Annotated in this window: 14 protein-coding genes; 3 read left to right on the forward strand and 11 right to left on the reverse strand. The window is 58.2% G+C overall.

From position 1 onward, the window contains the following. Positions 1-5: 5 nt before the first annotated feature. The 10 genes from TSA66_RS20235 to TSA66_RS20280 all read right to left on the reverse strand — a co-directional run bounded on the left by TSA66_RS20235 (position 6) and on the right by TSA66_RS20280 (position 11,525). On the reverse strand, positions 6-1,145 hold the full coding sequence (locus TSA66_RS20235) for an acyl-CoA dehydrogenase family protein (protein WP_040041312.1): 1,140 nt from the start codon (positions 1,143-1,145) through the stop codon (positions 6-8). A 9-nt stretch (positions 1,146-1,154) separates the two neighbouring features. After that, on the reverse strand, positions 1,155-2,351 hold the full coding sequence (locus TSA66_RS20240; RefSeq protein ID WP_040041313.1) for an acyl-CoA dehydrogenase family protein: 1,197 nt from the start codon (positions 2,349-2,351) through the stop codon (positions 1,155-1,157). 136 nt (positions 2,352-2,487) lie between these two features. Continuing rightward, complete coding sequence (locus TSA66_RS20245) at positions 2,488-2,910, reverse strand: DUF1178 family protein (RefSeq protein WP_040041314.1); 423 nt, start codon at positions 2,908-2,910, stop codon at positions 2,488-2,490. 184 nt (positions 2,911-3,094) lie between these two features. Next, on the reverse strand, positions 3,095-3,376 hold the full coding sequence (locus tag TSA66_RS20250) for a hypothetical protein (protein ID WP_040041315.1): 282 nt from the start codon (positions 3,374-3,376) through the stop codon (positions 3,095-3,097). A 387-nt stretch (positions 3,377-3,763) separates the two neighbouring features. Further along, entirely contained in the window at positions 3,764-4,744 is a 981-nt protein-coding gene (gene lipA / locus TSA66_RS20255) for a lipoyl synthase (RefSeq protein ID WP_052452469.1), read from the reverse strand. Positions 4,745-4,753: 9 nt separating this feature from the next. Then, a complete protein-coding gene (gene gcvT, locus TSA66_RS20260; RefSeq protein WP_040041316.1) occupies positions 4,754-5,878 on the reverse strand; it encodes a glycine cleavage system aminomethyltransferase GcvT in 1,125 nt (374 codons plus the stop codon). 43 nt (positions 5,879-5,921) lie between these two features. Then, positions 5,922-7,301: an L-serine ammonia-lyase gene (locus tag TSA66_RS20265; RefSeq protein ID WP_040041317.1), complete on the reverse strand. Its 1,380-nt coding sequence runs from the start codon at positions 7,299-7,301 to the stop codon at positions 5,922-5,924. A gap of 114 nt (positions 7,302-7,415) precedes the next feature. Continuing rightward, the gene (gcvP, locus tag TSA66_RS20270; RefSeq protein ID WP_052452470.1) at positions 7,416-10,280 is read right to left on the reverse strand and encodes an aminomethyl-transferring glycine dehydrogenase; all 2,865 of its coding nucleotides are present in this window, start codon (positions 10,278-10,280) and stop codon (positions 7,416-7,418) included. A 102-nt stretch (positions 10,281-10,382) separates the two neighbouring features. Next, complete coding sequence (gcvH, locus tag TSA66_RS20275; protein WP_040041319.1) at positions 10,383-10,763, reverse strand: glycine cleavage system protein GcvH; 381 nt, start codon at positions 10,761-10,763, stop codon at positions 10,383-10,385. Positions 10,764-11,330: 567 nt separating this feature from the next. Continuing rightward, complete coding sequence (locus TSA66_RS20280; RefSeq protein WP_040041320.1) at positions 11,331-11,525, reverse strand: hypothetical protein; 195 nt, start codon at positions 11,523-11,525, stop codon at positions 11,331-11,333. 529 nt (positions 11,526-12,054) lie between these two features. Between TSA66_RS20280 and TSA66_RS20285 the strand changes: the two genes are divergently transcribed. The 3 genes from TSA66_RS20285 to TSA66_RS20295 all read left to right on the forward strand — a co-directional run bounded on the left by TSA66_RS20285 (position 12,055) and on the right by TSA66_RS20295 (position 16,767). After that, on the forward strand, positions 12,055-14,424 hold the full coding sequence (locus TSA66_RS20285) for a DNA polymerase II (RefSeq protein ID WP_040041321.1): 2,370 nt from the start codon (positions 12,055-12,057) through the stop codon (positions 14,422-14,424). Between the two features lie 331 nt (positions 14,425-14,755). Next, entirely contained in the window at positions 14,756-16,276 is a 1,521-nt protein-coding gene (locus TSA66_RS20290; protein ID WP_040041322.1) for an MFS transporter, read from the forward strand. 44 nt (positions 16,277-16,320) lie between these two features. After that, complete coding sequence (locus TSA66_RS20295; RefSeq protein WP_040041323.1) at positions 16,321-16,767, forward strand: MarR family winged helix-turn-helix transcriptional regulator; 447 nt, start codon at positions 16,321-16,323, stop codon at positions 16,765-16,767. Positions 16,768-16,845: 78 nt separating this feature from the next. On the opposite strand, the gene TSA66_RS20300 is transcribed toward TSA66_RS20295, so the two are convergent. Continuing rightward, on the reverse strand, positions 16,846-18,030 hold the full coding sequence (locus TSA66_RS20300; RefSeq protein ID WP_040041324.1) for a DUF1501 domain-containing protein: 1,185 nt from the start codon (positions 18,028-18,030) through the stop codon (positions 16,846-16,848). Positions 18,031-18,052 lie beyond the last annotated feature (22 nt).

Here is an 18,052-nt window from a genome sequence, read left to right on the forward strand (position 1 = left end):
TTAATTCAAGCGGCGTCCTTGAAGCCAGGTTGCGCGGCAAAGCGTGCCAGGTGATGATCAGTATCGCCCAAGGTAAGCTCGATCATGGTCAGGCGCTTGAAGTGGTGCGCCGACGGCAGTTCATTGGTCACGCCCATGCCGCCGTGCAGTTGCACTGCCTGCTGGCCGACGTATTTCATCGCCTGCCCAACGCGCGCCTTCGCTGCCGACACCGTACGGCGGCGCTCGGCCACATCGGCCGATTCCACTTTTACCGCGGCCAGCGTCGCCATCGAGCGCGCTTGCTCCGTCTGCATGAACATCTCGGCCATGCGGTGCTGCAGCACCTGGAATTTACCGATCGGGACACCGAACTGCTGACGGGTCTTCAGGTATTCCAGCGTCGCGGCATTCAATGCATCCATCGCGCCGACAGCTTCTGCGCACAGCAAGGCTGCGCCGTAGTCGGCCGCCGCATCCAGGATGTCCCAGCCCGCGCCTTCCTTGCCAAGCAAGGCGGACGGCTGCACCTGTACATTGTCGAACGTGATATCGGCCGCGCGCTGGCAGTCGAGCGTGCGGTAATCGCGACGGGATACGCCGGTCGCGTCTGCCGGAACCACAAACAGGGAAATGCCGCTGGTGTCGCGCTGATTGCCGCCGGTGCGTGCCGAGACAATCAGCTTGTCGGCCTGCCCGCCGTGGATGACGACGGTCTTGGTCCCGTTAATGACGTATCCATCGCCATTGGCCTTGGCCGTGGTCACGATATCGGCCAGGTCGTGGCGCGCCTGTTTTTCGCCGAGCGCGGCCGCCAGCTTCAGTTCGCCGCCAGCGACCTGTTCCAGCAGCGCTTCCTGGCCGCCAGCGAGTTTGAGGAACTGGGCGCCGAGGATCGTAGCGAAATACGGCTCAACGACCAGCCCGCGGCCGAGTTCCTGCATCACGACCAGCATGTCGACTGCGGATCCGTTAAAGCCGCCCTGCTCTTCGGGAACCGGCAGTGCGGTCATGCCCAGTTCGGTCAGCGTCGCCCACGCCTCATCCGATACGCCCTTGTCGGAGTGAACGATCTTGTTGCGATGCTCAAAGGTGTAGTCCTTGTCGATGAAGCGGCGCAGCGCATCCTTGAATTGCTGTTGTTCCGGGGTGTAATTGAAGTCCATGTCTCCTCCTTACAGGCCCAGGATCATCTGGGAAATGATGTTCTTCTGGATCTCGTTGGATCCGCCGTAGATCGATGTCTTGCGATAGTTGAAGTAGTAGCCAGCCAGTGGCGCAGCATCGTCGTCCCCGGCCACGCTGTGCTCGTGTTCGCCTTCCAGGTAGGTCGGATCGAACGGCATCGCGTACGGCCCGACGGCTTCGACCATCAATTCGGTCAGCCACTGCTGCACCTCGGTGCCTTTCACCTTCAGCATCGATGCTTCCGGCCCCGGGCCGCGCTTGGCGCCCTCCTGCGACAGCACGCGCAGCACGGTCATTTCAAGCGCCATGATTTCAATCTCCAGGCTGGCGACCTTGGCGGCGAACAGCGGATCGTCGAGCAGCGGCTTGCCGTTCTTGAACTGCTTGTTGGCGACGCGCTTCAAGAACTGCAGTTCACGCTTGGCGCGGCCGACCGCCGCGATATTGGTGCGCTCGTGGCCAAGCAGGTATTTCGCGTACGTCCAGCCCTTGTTTTCTTCGCCGATCAGGTTCGCCACCGGCACCTTCACATTGTCGAAGAAAACTTCGTTCACTTCGTGGTCTTCATCGAGCATGATGATCGGACGCACAGTGATGCCCGGCGTCTTCATGTCGATCAGCAGGAACGAGATGCCTTCCTGCTTGCGCGCATTCGGATCGGTGCGCACCAGGCAGAAAATCATGTCGGCGTGCTGGCCCAGCGTGGTCCAGGTCTTCTGGCCATTGACGATGTAGAAGTCGCCCTGGCGCTCGGCGCGCGTCTTCAGCGATGCGAGATCGGAACCGGAACCGGGTTCGGAATAGCCCTGGCACCACCAGTCATCGCAATTCAGGATGCGCGGCAGATAGTGCTTCTTCTGTGCCTCGTTACCGTAGGCCATGATGACCGGAGCCACCATGTTCACGCCAAATGGCAGGATAGCCGGCGTTCCGGCGCGCGCGCACTCTTCTTCCCAGATATGGCGCTGCACCGCGGTCCAGCCGGTACCGCCGTATTCGACCGGCCATCCGGTGCCGACCCAGCCCTGCTTGGCGACGATCTTGTGCCAGCGGACGAAATCTTCTTTCGAGAGGCGTTTGTGGTTGAGGACTTTATGCTGCAAGTCTTTGGGAAGATTCGCATCCAGGAAGGCGCGAACAGTATCGCGGAAGGACAAATCCTCCGCCGTGTAATTCAAATCCATGCTGTCTCCTAGTTGTCCGGGTTAAAAAGCACGACCGTTCGAAAAGATTATACAGCGGATTTCAGGAACGCATAGCGAAATAATAAGTGGCGGACCAGCGGGTCAGTGTGACCAGCCGAGGCAAGGAAAACGGCAGTTATTGGAGCGGTTGCTTCAAGGCCGCGGGTAACGGAAGCGGGGTAACATCGATCCCCTCGTCCACCAGCGCCTCGCATTCGGCCACGCTCGCGATGCCGCGAATCGAACGCTCCGGTGATTCGTTGTAGTGGATGCGCCGAGCCTCGTCGGCAAAGCGTTCGCCGACATCCTCGGCGCTGGCAACGACCTGGCGCATCATGTTCATGATTTGCGCTTGGATCTTGGCCGCGACGTTCCCGCGCGGCTCTTGTGCAGTAGAAAGATTGAGGCGTGGAGCGGAAGGAAGCTTGTTGACTGAGCGGCTTTCGCAGACCGGGCACTCGATGCGGTTCTGAGCCAGTTGCGTCATATAGTCATCCTCCGAAGAAAACCATCCTTCGAAGCGATGATCATGCTCACAACTGAGGTTATAGACTTTCATGGAAGTGCCGGATCGAAAACCGTATTGGAAACAGGCAATTGCCGTTCCCACGCATTGTGCGGATGAAGATGGCTAACAAGTCACCGCAGAAACAAGTGGCGCTATTTTACAGTTTTCTATCGGTACACGTAGTGCGGGAGCGGATGCGCTTGGCATCGCTATGACCAGGCGACATCCCGTTGAATTAATTAAATTCGAACTGCTGCTGTGCGCTTGCCAGAATGTTGGGCAAGCGCTGCGCAAAAAGCACCGCCTTTGCGCGGCGGCGAGCGTTATGCGCATCCATTGCACCAGTCAGCTTTTTCACATTCGTCTTGATATCCATAACCTGTTCAGATTTAGCAAGCCGAACCAAACTGCGCAAGCTCTCGCGCAACAGATACTGTTGACGCTGCGTCGCATCTTCTCCCAACATCGCTGCAATCAGGTTGTCAATCACTTGGTCCGTCTCAAGTCGCTTCTTCATGATTGTCTCCAGTTGATGATGGGAATTTTCTGACTAGAAAGTATCCTTAATTCTATGCCAGCAATTTTTGAGGAATCTCAATCAGAATTCGGATTTCATTCTCTCCGGTAATGATAAATATTTAATTGTCAACAAAAAAAAGCCCGCATGGCTGACGCAATGCGGGCAAATACTTCCTGGGAGGCCTTAAGGGACCGACCTCATCGTATGACAGTCCGAATATGACAGTTTTGCGTTACCACAAAGAACATATTACCGTTGACGATTATCAAAAGTTACCCACAGCAACTGTGGCTAAGCCTGTTGATAACCATGTTGATTTGTTCCTATCCTTCTGATTTGGAAAGATTTTTTCTACGTACACATTCCTTGAGCAAGACGCGCCATTCAGAACTGCCCCTTCGCCTGCAAGTCAGCATGGTACGACGAGCGCACCATCGGTCCAGATGCGACGTGCGTAAAGCCCATTTTTTGCCCGGCGACGCGCAATGCATCGAATTCTTCCGGCGTGACGTAACGCTGAACCTGCAAATGGTGCGCGCTCGGCTGCAGGTACTGGCCCAAGGTCAGCATCTCGATCCGGTGTTCACGCATGTCGCGCATCACCGCCTCGACTTCTTCCAGGGTTTCGCCAAGCCCCAGCATCAGTCCGGATTTGGTCGGCACGTTCGGATGCTGTTCTTTCACGCGCAACAACAGATCGAGCGAATGATCGTAATCCGCTCCCGGTCGAGCTTGCTTGTACAGGCGCGGCACCGTTTCGAGGTTGTGATTGAACACATCCGGCGGCGCCTCCCGGAAGATTTCCAGCGCAGTGTCGACCCGCCCGCGGAAGTCCGGGGTCAGAATCTCGATCGAAATGCCCGGATTCAGGCGTCGCGTCTGCTGGATGCAGGCCACGAAATGCGCCGCACCACCGTCGCGCAAATCGTCGCGGTCAACCGAGGTGATCACAACATACTTTAAACCCATCGCCTTGATCGTCTCGGCCATGTTCTTTGGCTCCTCCGGATCAAGCGGATTGGGACGGCCATGGCCGACGTCGCAGAAAGGGCAGCGACGAGTGCAGATGTCACCCATGATCATGAAGGTGGCCGTGCCGCTCTTGAAGCATTCGCCCAAATTGGGGCAATTCGCTTCTTCACATACCGTATGCAGCTTGTTCTCGCGCAGCACCGACTTCAGGCGCTGCACCTCGCGCGTTCCGGTGAATTCCGCGCGTATCCACTTCGGCTTGCGCAGATACTGCGATGGCTCCGTTGGCGCAATCTTGATCGGAATACGCGCCATCTTTTCCGCGCCGCGCAGCTTTTCACCAGCCTGCACCGGACGCGGGACATCCGTCTTGTCGATCTTCGAGTCGTTCATCGGCAGCCTTCAACCGCGGTAGTAGCGCTGCGGCGCAAACGGTGTCTTCGCCACCTCCACCGGTACCGGCTTTCCACGCACGATAGCCAGGAGCGCGGTGCCAATCTTGGCATGTGCGGTGTCGACATAGCCCATCGCGACTGGTCCGCCAACTGTAGGGCCGAATCCGCCGCTGGTCACTTTTCCGATCACACGGCCTTCCAGATCGGTCAGCTCTGCGCCTTCGCGCACAGGCATGCGGTCCTTGACCAGCAGGCCGATACGTTTGCGCGCAACGCCTTCGGCGAGCTGACGCATGACGGTTTCCGCACCCAGATAGCCGCCGGGACGGGCACCATCTGCACGCCGCGCCTTCGACAACGCCCACGCGAGGCTCGCTTCGACCGGCGTTGTTGTCGTATCCATGTCATGGCCGTACAGGCACAGGCCGGCTTCCAGGCGCAGGGAGTCGCGCGCGCCAAGGCCGATCGGCGCCACTTCCGGCTGCGCCAGCAGCAGGCGTGCCAGCTTTTCCGCTTTTTCATTTGGCACCGAGATTTCAAAGCCGTCCTCGCCGGTATAGCCGGAACGGCTGACGAAGCACTCGGCGCCGGCCAGCCAGACCGTGGTAGTCTGCATGAAGACCATCTTGACGGTGTCAGGCGCAAGACGCGCCATGACGGCCGCCGCAGCCGGCCCTTGCAGGGCCAGCAAGGCACGCTCGGAGAGCTCTTCTATCGTGCAATGGGCGCCGATATGCTTGCGCATGTGTGCGACATCCTGCTGCTTGCATGCCGCATTCACCACCACAAACAGATGGTCGCCGCCGTTCGACACCATCAGATCGTCCAGAATGCCGCCCTGTTCGTTGGTGAACATCGCGTAACGCTGGGTATTCAACGGGAGGTCGACGATATCGACCGGTACCAGCGTCTCCAGCGCGGCAGCGGCGCCCGGTCCGGACAGGCGCACCTGCCCCATGTGCGATACATCGAACAGGCCGGCCTGAGCGCGCGTGTGATTATGCTCCTTGAGCACGCCGGTCGGATATTGCACCGGCATTTCGTAACCGGCGAACGGCACCATGCGGGCGCCAAGTTCGACATGCAGGTTGTACAGCGGAGTACGGGCCAGAGCTTGCGTGGTGTTTTCCATAGAATTGTTTTCCTTTTTTATCCAATGCTGCAAACGCGCGGCATCAGCACTCGATCACATTGACCGCAAGCCCTCCGCGCGCGGTCTCCTTGTACTTCGTTTTCATGTCTGCGCCGGTCTCGCGCATGGTCTTGATCACCTTGTCGAGCGACACGAAATGCTGTCCGCTGCCGCGCAAGGCCATGCGCGCCGCGTTGATCGCCTTGATCGATCCCATTGCATTACGCTCGATGCACGGCACCTGCACCAGCCCGCCGATCGGGTCGCAGGTCAGACCAAGGTTGTGTTCCATCCCGATTTCCGCCGCGTTTTCCACCTGCTCGGGCGTACCACCCATGACTTCGGCCAGCGCGCCTGCGGCCATCGAACAGGCGACGCCGACCTCGCCCTGGCAGCCGACCTCGGCACCGGAAATCGACGCATTCTCCTTGTAGAGGATGCCGATCGCAGCAGCCGTCAGCAGGAAGCGCATCACGCCCTCGTCATTGGCTCCCGCAACAAAGCGATGGTAGTAATGCAGCACCGCCGGGATGATGCCGGCGGCCCCGTTAGTCGGTGCCGTCACAACGCGTCCACCGGCCGCATTTTCTTCATTTGCCGCCAGCGCATACAGGTTCACCCAATCCATCGTCGTCAACGGATCACGCAGGCTGGCTTCCGGCTGGCTGGAAAGTTTGCGATGCAATTCGGCGGCACGGCGTTTCACCTGCAGTCCGCCGGGCAGCGTCCCTTCCCGCTCGCAGCCGCGCTTAACGCACTCCTGCATCACCTGCCATATCTTCAGCAGACCTGCACGCGTTTCGTCATCGCTCCGCCATGTCTTTTCATTGTCGAACATGAGCTGACTGATCGTCAGGCCATGCTGCCGGCACAGGGCGAGCAGTTCGGCCGCGCTTTTGAACTGGTAAGGCAATGCCGTCGTGTCCGGAACGATCCGGTCGACTCCTGCCGCATCTTCGTTCACCACAAAGCCGCCACCTACCGAGTAATACACCTTGCTGCGGATTTCGTCGCCTGCCGCATCGTATGCCGTGAAACGCATGCCGTTCGGATGGTAGGGCAAGGATTGCCGCTTGTGGAGCAACAGGTGCTCGCTCTCGACAAAAGGAATTATTTTCTTCCCGAGCAGGTTGATGCGCTTTTCATGCCGTATCTTTTCCAGCGTGACGGCAATCGTATCGGTATCGACCAGGTTCGGCGCTTCGCCCTGTATGCCGAGCATTACCGCCTTGTCGCTGCCGTGGCCTTTTCCCGTCGCGCCCAGCGAGCCATACAGCTCCGCCTTGACCGCTTCCGTCTGCGCCAGCAACCCTGCATCCTGCAAGCCGGTTACAAATTGCAGCGCTGCCCGCATCGGCCCGACCGTATGAGAACTGGAAGGACCGATACCAATCTTGAACAACTCAAAAACGCTGATGGCCATACTTCCCGCCTGCCGCCTCGTCTTCCCCTTGGGTTGATCCTCTCCCGTCATCGGGAGAGGAAAGGATGCACCGCTGACGCGCTCTTGTCGAAGTGGCGCGTTCTGAAGCCGGCCTTATTCGTAGTCGGACATCGGCGGGCACGCGCAGACCAGATTGCGGTCGCCGTACACGTTGTCGACGCGCCCGACCGGCGGCCAGTACTTGCCCTCGCGCAGGGAGCTGACCGGGAACACCGCCTGTTCGCGCGTGTAGGGACGATTCCACTCGCCGGTAATGTCCATCGCCGTATGCGGTGCATTGCGCAGCGGGCTTTCCTCCGCCTTGTAGACACCCTGTTCGACGGCGCGGATCTCTTCGCGAATGGCGATCATCGCCTCGCAGAAGCGGTCGAGCTCTTCCTTCGATTCGCTTTCGGTCGGCTCGATCATCAGCGTGCCCGGCACGGGGAACGACATGGTCGGCGCGTGGAAGCCGAAGTCCATCAGGCGCTTGGCGACATCGTCGACGGTTACGCCTGTATCCTTCAGCGGACGCAAGTCCACGATGCATTCATGTGCCACCAGCCCGTTCGTGCCGGTGTACAGGATCGGGAAATGCGGTTCCAGGCGCTTGGCGATGTAGTTCGCGTTGAGGATCGCCATCTCGCTGGCCGCCTTCAGGCCCTGGCGCCCCATCAGCTTGATGTAGGTCCAGCTGATCGGCAGGATGCTGGCGCTGCCCCACGGTGCCGCGCAAACCGGCGCCACGTGTTTTTCCAGCATGCGGTGTCCCGGCAGGAACGGCGCCAGGTGCGACTTCACGCCGATCGGGCCGACGCCTGGTCCGCCGCCGCCGTGCGGAATGCAGAAGGTCTTGTGCAGGTTCAGGTGCGACACGTCGCCGCCAAATTTGCCCGGAGCGCACAGGCCGACCATCGCATTCATGTTGGCGCCGTCGATATAGACCTGGCCGCCATGTGAATGCACGATTTCGCACACTTCGCGCACTGCCTCTTCGAACACGCCGTGCGTGGACGGATAAGTGATCATGATCGCTGCAAGGTCGTTCGCATGCTTTTCGGCCTTCACCTTCAAGTCCGCGATGTCCACGTTGCCACGCTCGTCGCAAGCCACGACCACAACCTGCATGCCGGCCATGTGCGCCGTTGCCGGGTTGGTGCCATGCGCGGAGCTAGGAATCAGGCAGACATTGCGATGTCCTTCGCCGCGGCTCTGGTGATAGCCACGAATCGCCAGCAGGCCAGCGTATTCGCCTTGCGAGCCGGCGTTCGGCTGCAGCGATACCGAGTCATAGCCGGTGCACGCGACCAGCATCTGCTCCAGCTCGGTGATCATCTGCTGATAGCCCTGTGCCTGCTCGAGCGGCGCAAACGGATGAATATTGCCGAATTCCTTCCAGGTGATCGGAATCATTTCGGTCGTCGCGTTCAGCTTCATGGTGCAGGAACCGAGCGGGATCATGGTACGGTCCAGCGCCAGGTCCTTGTCCGACAGCTTGCGCAGGTAGCGCAACAGTTCGGTTTCCGAATGATGGGTGTTGAATACCGGGTGCGTGAGGAATTCGCTGGTACGGGCGAGCGATGCCGGAATGCGGTCGGTCACATCGGCTTCGACCGCTGCGAACGCCGGGATTGCCTTGCCGGCTCCGGCAAAAATACGCCACAGTGCTTCCACATCCGCCGAGGTGGTCGTCTCGTCGAGCGAAATGCCAACATTTTCATCATCGACCACGCGCAGATTGACTGCCTGCTGGCGTGCGGCGTCGTGCAGCTGCTGGGTGCGGCTACCTGTGCGCACCACGATGGTGTCGAAGAATGCAGCCGTACCGACGTCGCAATCCAGCTTGCGCAGGCCGGCAGCGAGCGTTGCGGTCAGGCGATGCACACGCTGGGCGATGGTCTTCAGGCCCTGAGGGCCATGATAAACGGCGAACATGCTGGCGATATTGGCCAGCAGGACCTGCGCGGTGCACACGTTGGACGTCGCTTTCTCGCGGCGAATGTGCTGCTCGCGCGTCTGCAATGCCAGGCGATACGCCTTGTTGCCGCTGCTGTCGATCGAGACGCCGACCACGCGGCCCGGCATCAGACGCTTGTTCGCGTCGCGCGTGGCGAAATATGCCGCATGCGGGCCGCCGTAACCGAGCGGGACGCCGAAGCGCTGCGCCGAGCCGATTGCCACATCGGCGCCGAATTCTCCCGGCGGCGTCAACATCGTCAGCGCCAGCAGGTCGGCTGCGACCACTACCAGCGCATCCTTGGCGTGCGCCTTGGCGACGATATCCTTGTAGTCATGGATTTCGCCGTCGAGGGTCGGGTACTGTAGCAATACGCCGAAACAGTCGAGCGCATCGAGATCCTTGCGATGGTCGCCCACCACGACCTGCACGCCGATCGGCTCGGCGCGGGTGCGCACCACGTCGATCGTTTGCGGGAAGCACTCCTGCGACACGAAGAAGATCTTGCTCTTGCTCTTGGAGACGCGCTGGCAGAAAGTCATCGCCTCGGCTGCGGCAGTCGCCTCGTCGAGCAGCGACGCATTCGCGATTTCCATGCCGGTCAGGTCCGACACCATGGTTTGGTAGTTAAGCAGCGCTTCCAGTCGGCCTTGCGAAATCTCTGGCTGATACGGCGTGTAGGCGGTGTACCAGGCCGGATTTTCCAGCAGGTTGCGCAGGATGACCGCCGGCGTATGGGTGTTGTAGTAGCCCATGCCGATATAGGACTTGAAGACCTGGTTCTTCGACGCGATTGCGCGCAACTCTTCCAGGACTTCCGCTTCATTGCGCGGCTCGCCCAGTTCGAGCGCCTTGTCGGTCAGAATCGCCGCCGGCACCACCTTCTTGATGAAGGCGTCCATCGAATCGAATCCGAGTGCTGCGAGCATTGCCTTCTTTTCCGGTTCCGCCGGCCCGATATGCCTGCCGATGAAATCCGTGTGCTGCTGCAAATCCTCAAAAGCAGCTCGTTTCTGAACCATGGTTACCTACCTCTCGATACAAATTGAAAATGGCGAGCGCTGAGTACGATTCCGAATCAGCGTAAAAACGTAGTCGCAGCGGTCTCCCGCTGCGACGTGGCATTAATGCAGCGTCTCGATATAGGCCTTGTAGCCGGCTTCATCCAGAAAGCCGTCAAGATCGCCCGGCTGACCAATCTTGAACTTGAAGAACCAGCCCGCGCCCAGCGGATCTTCGTTCACCTTGCCCGGCTCGTCGGCAAGCGTGGCGTTGATTTCGGTGACGACACCGGCAGCCGGCATCAGGATTTCACCGGCCGTCTTAACCGACTCGATCACTGCGGCTTCCTCGCCCTTGTTGAACTCGCGGCCGGTTTCGGGCAACTGGACATAGACGATATCGCCGAGATGATCCTGCGCATAATCGGTAATCCCCACCGTCACCGACCCGTCTTCCTCGATGCGCAGCCATTCATGCTCCTGCGTATATACAGTCTTGCTCATTTGCCCACTCCTTTTAAAAGTAATTAATCAATCCTACGCGTTCAAAGCGTCTAGCCTCACGCGATGTGATTACATTGCGCTGAATTCAGACACTTCGCACACCGTAACAATTCTTGTTTTAAGGCGAGTATGTCACTCACAGGTAGCGCACACTCCCTTCCGGGATCACCTCTCGCACTGGCGAGATTTTAGTGCGTTCCATATTTTTATTGTGTTCAATTGAACCCCAACAAATATCGATAAATCGATTTACAGGAGCGTTTTTTATTCTGCCATGAAAATTTTATTGAATTTTCATTTCAAATAAAAAGAATAAGTGTTTACCGAAATTTACATATCGGTTAAACAATGGCATGCACGAACTTTGCGGACATTGACGGCATGGCGTCAGGCGAAAAAAAACCCGCATGCCTGGTCAAGGCTCATGCGGGTCGTACGAATTACTTAACAGGAAGGTTCACATATGATGCTAACCCGGAAGCGAGCCTGTACACCCCCTCTCGGGTAAGCGCGGATTTAATTCCAATAAGAAATTAAAAAATCATGCATTGGCGGGATGGCCCGAACTTAGTGCGCCTGCATGCTGGAAGTGCGTTCATGGCTCACGCCGGCAACCGAAGGATGAGCGCTTTCGACGCTTTCCGCATGTTTAGAAGGTGAATGATCAGGAACCGCATTGTGAATGCCATACCATTCGCCCGGTTCGTAGGCACAGCCACCGATGAGCACCACAATGCCAAACGAGGCAACAAGATATTTCATAGCGGATCTAAGACAGACTTTCACAAAAATTCGCACGAATCTGCTTGCAAAGATAAAACAGGAAATTGCGCCACCAACCGGTGCGCTTGATCATGTTTCGTCCTTGGCAAGTGCCTTGATTTTCATCAACCAAAATTTTTCCTTACGGATCAGGCACATGGAGTGTTCCTGTCCCGCTTATCCACAAGGTTAACCACAATAAATGTGAGGAACCTTGGCCGGCCTCAATAAAGAGTATTTGCTTATAATACTGTGCTTGCATACAGTTAATCACCATGAAATCCCAAATCGTCCGCATGCGTCGGGAAGGTTTCGCTTTGCCAACGTACGCGCTTAAGGATGCCGCTTGCTGAGCAGGCTTATGGTGAAAAGCGTGTCGAAATCCTCTATAAACCGTACATTGTCTGAATGACAGCGATCTGAAATGAGGAATATCAGCATCTTCGCTTTGAAAATAAAAACACTACGTGACCTTCAAGCGATGCAAGAGCGCATTCATCCGCTTGATGGGGCGCAATCGAGGTAGTACGTGGCTCAATTCAAGCAGGGCTTTCTGTTGACCCGGCACTGGCGCGACACGGTCGACGGTACGGAAGTCGACTTCTGGCTGGCGACTGACGACGGCCCGCGACGGCTCCGGTTGGCGGCTCAGCCGTCGGTGGCATTCATTCCGGCCGAGCAGCGCGAACAGGCGGAAGCGCTTTTACGTGGTGAGCGCTCCTGCGAGCTGCGGACCCTGCGTCTGACTGATTTTCACCGCCGCACCGTAGTCGGATTGTATTGCCGGGGGTATCGCCAGCTGCAGAAACTGGAAAAACGCTTACGGGAAAACGGCATCGACGTCTACGAAGCCGATGTGCGACCGCCGGAGCGTTACCTGATGGAGCGATTCATTACCGCGCCGGTATGCTTCAGCGAGGAGCCTGTTGGCGAGGGAGGCGGACCGCTGCTCGTTGGCCACATGAAGCCTTCGCCCGGTTACCGTCCTTGCCTGCGGCTCGTGTCGCTCGATATCGAAACGAGCGCCCATGGCGAGCTGTATTCGATTGCGCTGGAGGGGTGTGGTCAGCGCCAGGTTTATATGCTGGGTCCGCCGAATGGCGAAAGCGCTCCGCTCGACTTCGACCTGGAATACTGCGACAGCCATGCGCAGATGCTCGAGCGGCTAAATCGCTGGATGAAACGGCATGATCCCGACGCCATTATCGGCTGGAACCTCGTGCAGTTTGACCTGCAAGTGCTGCAGCGGCATGCGCAGCGCTATCGCATGCAACTATACCTTGGACGAGATGGCACGGCGATGGAATGGCGCGAACACAGCAGGCATCAGCACTTCTTCGCCGCCGCGGCAGGACGCCTGATCATCGACGGGATCGAAGCGCTCAAATCGGCGAGCTGGAGTTTTCCGTCATTCAGCCTGGAACATGTGGCGCAGACACTGCTCGGCGAAGGCAAGTCCATCGATAATCCGTACGACCGGATGGCCGAAATCGAGCGACGCTTCGTCGAAGACAAGCCTGCACTCGCCCGCTACAACCTGAAAGACTGCGAGCTGGTGACGCGTATCTTTGCGAAGAGCCGGCTGATGTCGTTCTTATTGGAACGAGCCAGCGTTACCGGATTACCCGCCGACCGCAGCGGTGGTTCAGTGGCGGCCTTCGAGCATCTATACATGCCGTTGATGCACCGCCAGGGCTATGTTGCGCCCAACCTTGGCGATATTGTGGGAGAAAACAGCCCGGGCGGCTACGTGATGGACTCCCGCGCCGGCCTGTACGACTCGGTGCTGGTCCTCGATTACAAAAGCCTCTATCCCTCGATCATCCGTACCTTTCTGATCGATCCCGTCGGGCTGGTGGAAGGCATGGACAAGGCCAATGACATGGATAGCGTGCCGGGATTTCGCGGCGCACGGTTTTCGCGCGACAAGCACTGTCTGCCTGCCATCGTCAAGCAAATCTGGCAGGCACGCGAAGCGGCCAAACGTGACGGCAACCAGGCGCTGTCGCAGGCATTGAAAATCATCATGAACGCATTCTACGGCGTACTTGGGTCAAGCGGCTGCCGCTTCTTCGATCCACGTCTGGCCTCCTCAATCACATTGCGAGGCCAGGAGATCATGCACCGAACGCGAGAACTCATCGAGGCGCAAGGCTATCAGGTCATCTACGGCGACACTGACTCCACATTCGTGGCGCTGCAACGCGCGCATACGGAAGAACAGGCGGTCGAGATTGCCAACGCACTGGTGACATACGTTAACCAGTGGTGGGAGCAACATCTACGACAGAAATTCGGGCTCGACAGTGCACTGGAACTCGAGTTCGACACGCATTACCGGCGTTTCTTGATGCCGACCATCCGCGGCTCGGACGAGGGCAGCAAAAAACGCTACGCCGGTTTGATCGTCAAGACGGATGGAAGCGAGGAAGTCGTCTTCAGGGGGATGGAATCCGTGCGTTCCGACTGGACGCCATTAGCACAGCAGTTTCAGCAGGAGCTGTATTGGCGCATCTTCAAGGGGGCAGCATATCGGGACTACATGCGCGACTATGTGCATCGTACTGTCAGCGGCGAGCTCAATGAATTGCTCGTATACCGCAAGCGGCTGCGCCGTCCGTTGGATGCATACCAACGCAACGTGCCGCCGCATGTTCGTGCAGCGCGGATTGCGGATGAATACAACCTGCAACAGGGGCGTCCAGCGCAATACCAGCATGGCGGCTGGATCCGTTATGTCATGACGACGGCGGGCCCGGAACCACTGGAAGCCTGGCGCTCCCCCATCGATGTCGAACACTATCTCACACGCCAGCTGCAGCCCGTGGCGGACGCGATACTGCCATTCCTTGGCGAGGATTTTGCAGCGCTGACAAGCCACCAATTTGCTCTCTTTTAGCGTTACGGACTGAAGTTCAACGCGCGTTTTGACGCTTAAAACCGTCGACCTTGCCCCCCTCCCGCTCTAATGCTTGCTTTTTACTCCCGAGCTGCCTTTCGCTTTGCCTTGCAAGCAAGCTACTCCCGAACTCTGCACTGAAGCAGTATCACTACGTTTGACACGACGGTGCTCGAAGCGTAATATCGTTGACATGTCAAACGTTGATATATCAAACGAATCGAGCGAGAACGCGTCTCCCGGCTCCAATACTGCCCCTTCGGCCGCCTCCGATTCCGCAAAGCATTCTGACTTCACTACCGCCCCGTCTTTTCGCCAATCCCTGCTCGCCATGCTTGGGCTGGCCTTCGTCGTGATGATGGTGGCACTCGACCAGACTGTCGTGGGGACCGCCCTGCCGACCATCGTCGCCGAGCTGAAGGGCTTCGACCTGTATGCCTGGGTCGCTACCTCCTACTTGCTGGCGTCGGTCATCACCGTGCCGATCTTCGGCAGGCTGGGCGACCATTTCGGGCGCAAGTATTTTGTTGTCGCGGCCATCACGGTCTTCACGCTCGCCTCGGCGCTGTGCGGCATGGCAAACAGCATGCTGTTTTTGGTGCTGGCGCGTGGACTGCAGGGGATCGGCGGCGGAATGATGGTCGGCACCGCCTTTGCATCCGTCCCGGATCTTTTCCCGGAGCCGCATGTACGCCTGCGCTGGCAGGTCATCATCAGCTCGGCATTCGGGATAGCCAACGCCATCGGCCCTTCGCTTGGCGGCCTGCTGACTGAATATGCCGGCTGGCGCAGCGTGTTCTACGTTAACTTACCGGTTGGCTTGCTGGGCATGTACTTCGTCGCTCGCCACATGCCGCTCATTCGTCATCACAAGCACGAGGGCCCAATGAAGCTGGACTGGGCGGGCGCCTGCCTGATCGCGGCATTACTCGGCAGCCTGCAACTCTTTGTGGAATTGTTGCCGACTCATGGAATGAGCGGCGGCATGAGCCTGATGGCGATCATCAGCACCGCCGCCTTCATCGGGCTGATATTCCGTGAAAAGCATGCGAGCCATCCCATACTCCCGCTCGACATGCTGCGCAACCCGGCGCTAGCCTCGCTGTTCATGCTTGCCGTGCTGATGGGATTCATGATGTTTGCGCTGATCTTCTACATGCCGCTGCTATTGCAGGGCGGCTTCGGTCTCGCGCCGGACGTCGCCGGCCTGCTGATGACACCCTTGGTGGTATGTATCACGATAGGCTCCATTTCCAACAGCAGGCTGCTGACCCGCATTCCGAATCCTGCCTGGATGTTGTATGCCGGCTTCATCCTGATGGGTTTTTCCGCGATCGGGATCACGACTCTGCAGCAGAGTACTCCTCATGTACTGATGGTTTGCTACATGGTCGGCAGCGGACTCGGCTTGGGTTTTGTGTTGCCGAACCTGACCATCTTTGCGCAGGAAGCCGCGGGTCGCGCGCACCTGGGCATCGCCACGGCCATGATCCAGTCGTTGCGCATGGTCGGTGGCATGCTCGGCACGGCACTGGTTGGCACCCTGGTCAACCACACGTACGTCAGCCACGTTCGAGCCGCGCTGGATGCGACACACGCGACCCAATGGTTCGTCCACCTGCGTGATCCGCAAATCCTGATCAACAAGGCGGCGCAATACCAGCTGGCAGAGCAACTGCATGCGCTTGGCCAGGATAGTGCTGCGCTGATCGAGGCCGCGCGATTGTCGCTGGTCTCGTCGATTCACGCTGGCCAGATGCTTTCCGTGGTGGTGGCCGTCATTGCAGTCTGGCAGATGCGCCGGCTACCGCGGTTGCACTTGCGCCGGCAAGCAGCACAGAAGTCGGCATAATTCAAACGGCAAACGCATCATCCGACACTATCGAGGAATTGAACATGGTCCAAGCAACCGAACAATTAAAAGTACTACAGCAACTCGGTCGCACCTACCGTGCGTTCCTCTCTGCCTATGAAAAGGAAGTCGGGCATTTTTTGCCGCGTTGGAAGGTAATGCTGCATTTGTACAATGAACAAGGGCCCTGTCCACAAAAACAGCTCGGTGATGCGTCGCACATGGACCCCGGCGCACTGTCTCGCCAGCTCAGTGCGCTCGAGACTCTCGGCTGGATCGTGCGCAGCACCGACCAGCATGACAAGCGCATTACCAATGTCTTACTTACCAAGGAAGGCAAACAGCAGGTCGAGCAAAGCCTGCCCAAGCGGACAGCTTTCATCGAACGCACCTTGGGCGATCTGCCAGACGAACAGTTGCGCCAGCTGATGGACTCCCTGCTGCAACTCGAAACCCGTTTCAGCGCAACCTGCAAAAATGTACATGCGTAAATCGACTGGTTCATTACCAAAACTCTGTCTCTGTCCGCACTTCGTCTTTTTTCAACATGGGCCAATGGCGGCCAAATCCTAAACAATGCCCAGCTGCCTGGCTTTTGCCCCTGGAAATATCTGCTCCAGTTGCGAAGGACTCAGGCCATACACACGTTCGAATAGTCCAGCGAGTACCGCGCGGTATTCATTCAGGACCGGATAATCACGGTTCTGGAACAGCGACGCGGCGTCGACTCTTACCTGCTCGCCAGCGATCCGCCCGCCGTTTACCGAGCCGCCCAATATCCAGAACACCGTGCCATGCCCATGATCGGTTCCGCGGTTTCCATTTTCCCTGAACGTGCGGCCAAACTCGCTGACGACCACCACGACAGTATTGCGCCACTCCGGCCCCATTTCCTGCGCCAGCGCGGCCAAGCCACGGCCGAGCTCATCGAATCGTCCGGCCAGGTAACCGGTGGCGGCACCTTGCCCTACATGGGTATCCCACCCACCGACATCGATGAAGCCCAAGCTGTATTTGTCCCGCATTAGCCGCGCCACCCGGCGAGCCTCGACTTCGAAACCTTTCGCATTGATTGCGTTACGGTTGGCCGCCTCCATTTCACCCGCCATCTCGCGTGCCACTTCGTTACGCATGGAGAATCCCTCCTCCACCTGACGCCCGATCGGAGTGTTCTTGTACATCGACGCGATGAGATTGCTTTGCCTCATATCCAGAGCCGGCTTCCCGATACTGCGCAATGCAGTATTCGGAACTTGCGCCGGGCCTTGGAATACCAGTGGCAGCTGATCGGTGAAGGACATCGGCGAGGCGTTGTTCAATACGCCGGCGAGACGATTCAAGAAACCAGATCGGAAATCGCGATGTCCGCCACCGCCCTGCCCCAACTCCATGCTGTCCTGTGTTTCGAAATGGCTGCGTGATAGGTTATCCGTTCCGGCAAACGGAATGAAAGTTACCTGCCGTTGGGTGAACAATGGATAAATTGAATCGCGCAGAACTGGATGCAATCCCCAGTCGCCGGACAATGCGATGGCGGAATTGAGGTCGTTCGATGGCCGCGGAATGGCGATTTTGGGACGCGAGTCGTAATAAAAGTCGCTACTGGTCGGTATCAAGAGACTAGCCGCGTCATAGCCGCCACGTAAAAACACCAGCAACAGCTTGGCCGGTGCACTCGGCGCCGCCAGCAGTTGCCCCGACAGCGAAGCCAGCTGCAATACGCCTAATCGTTTCAGGAGTTCGCGCCGATGCATGTTTTATGATCCTCAGTGCGGT

The sequence above is a fragment of the Noviherbaspirillum autotrophicum genome (assembly GCF_000818395.1).
GTDB lineage: Bacteria > Pseudomonadota > Gammaproteobacteria > Burkholderiales > Burkholderiaceae_D > Noviherbaspirillum > Noviherbaspirillum autotrophicum.

Bases quoted from the DNA above. Each gene is read 5' to 3' on its own strand.
- TSA66_RS20235 (WP_040041312.1), bottom strand. From the start codon at position 1,145: ATGGACTTCAATTACACCCCGGAACAACAGCAATTCAAGGATGCGCTG.
- TSA66_RS20240 (WP_040041313.1), bottom strand. From the start codon at position 2,351: ATGGATTTGAATTACACGGCGGAGGATTTGTCCTTCCGCGATACTGTT.
- TSA66_RS20245 (WP_040041314.1), bottom strand. From the start codon at position 2,910: ATGAAAGTCTATAACCTCAGTTGTGAGCATGATCATCGCTTCGAAGGA.
- TSA66_RS20250 (WP_040041315.1), bottom strand. From the start codon at position 3,376: ATGAAGAAGCGACTTGAGACGGACCAAGTGATTGACAACCTGATTGCA.
- lipA (WP_052452469.1), bottom strand. From the start codon at position 4,744: ATGAACGACTCGAAGATCGACAAGACGGATGTCCCGCGTCCGGTGCAG.
- gcvT (WP_040041316.1), bottom strand. From the start codon at position 5,878: ATGGAAAACACCACGCAAGCTCTGGCCCGTACTCCGCTGTACAACCTG.
- TSA66_RS20265 (WP_040041317.1), bottom strand. From the start codon at position 7,301: ATGGCCATCAGCGTTTTTGAGTTGTTCAAGATTGGTATCGGTCCTTCC.
- gcvP (WP_052452470.1), bottom strand. From the start codon at position 10,280: ATGGTTCAGAAACGAGCTGCTTTTGAGGATTTGCAGCAGCACACGGAT.
- gcvH (WP_040041319.1), bottom strand. From the start codon at position 10,763: ATGAGCAAGACTGTATATACGCAGGAGCATGAATGGCTGCGCATCGAG.
- TSA66_RS20280 (WP_040041320.1), bottom strand. From the start codon at position 11,525: ATGAAATATCTTGTTGCCTCGTTTGGCATTGTGGTGCTCATCGGTGGC.
- TSA66_RS20290 (WP_040041322.1), top strand. From the start codon at position 14,756: ATGCTTGGGCTGGCCTTCGTCGTGATGATGGTGGCACTCGACCAGACT.
- TSA66_RS20295 (WP_040041323.1), top strand. From the start codon at position 16,321: ATGGTCCAAGCAACCGAACAATTAAAAGTACTACAGCAACTCGGTCGC.
- TSA66_RS20300 (WP_040041324.1), bottom strand. From the start codon at position 18,030: ATGCATCGGCGCGAACTCCTGAAACGATTAGGCGTATTGCAGCTGGCT.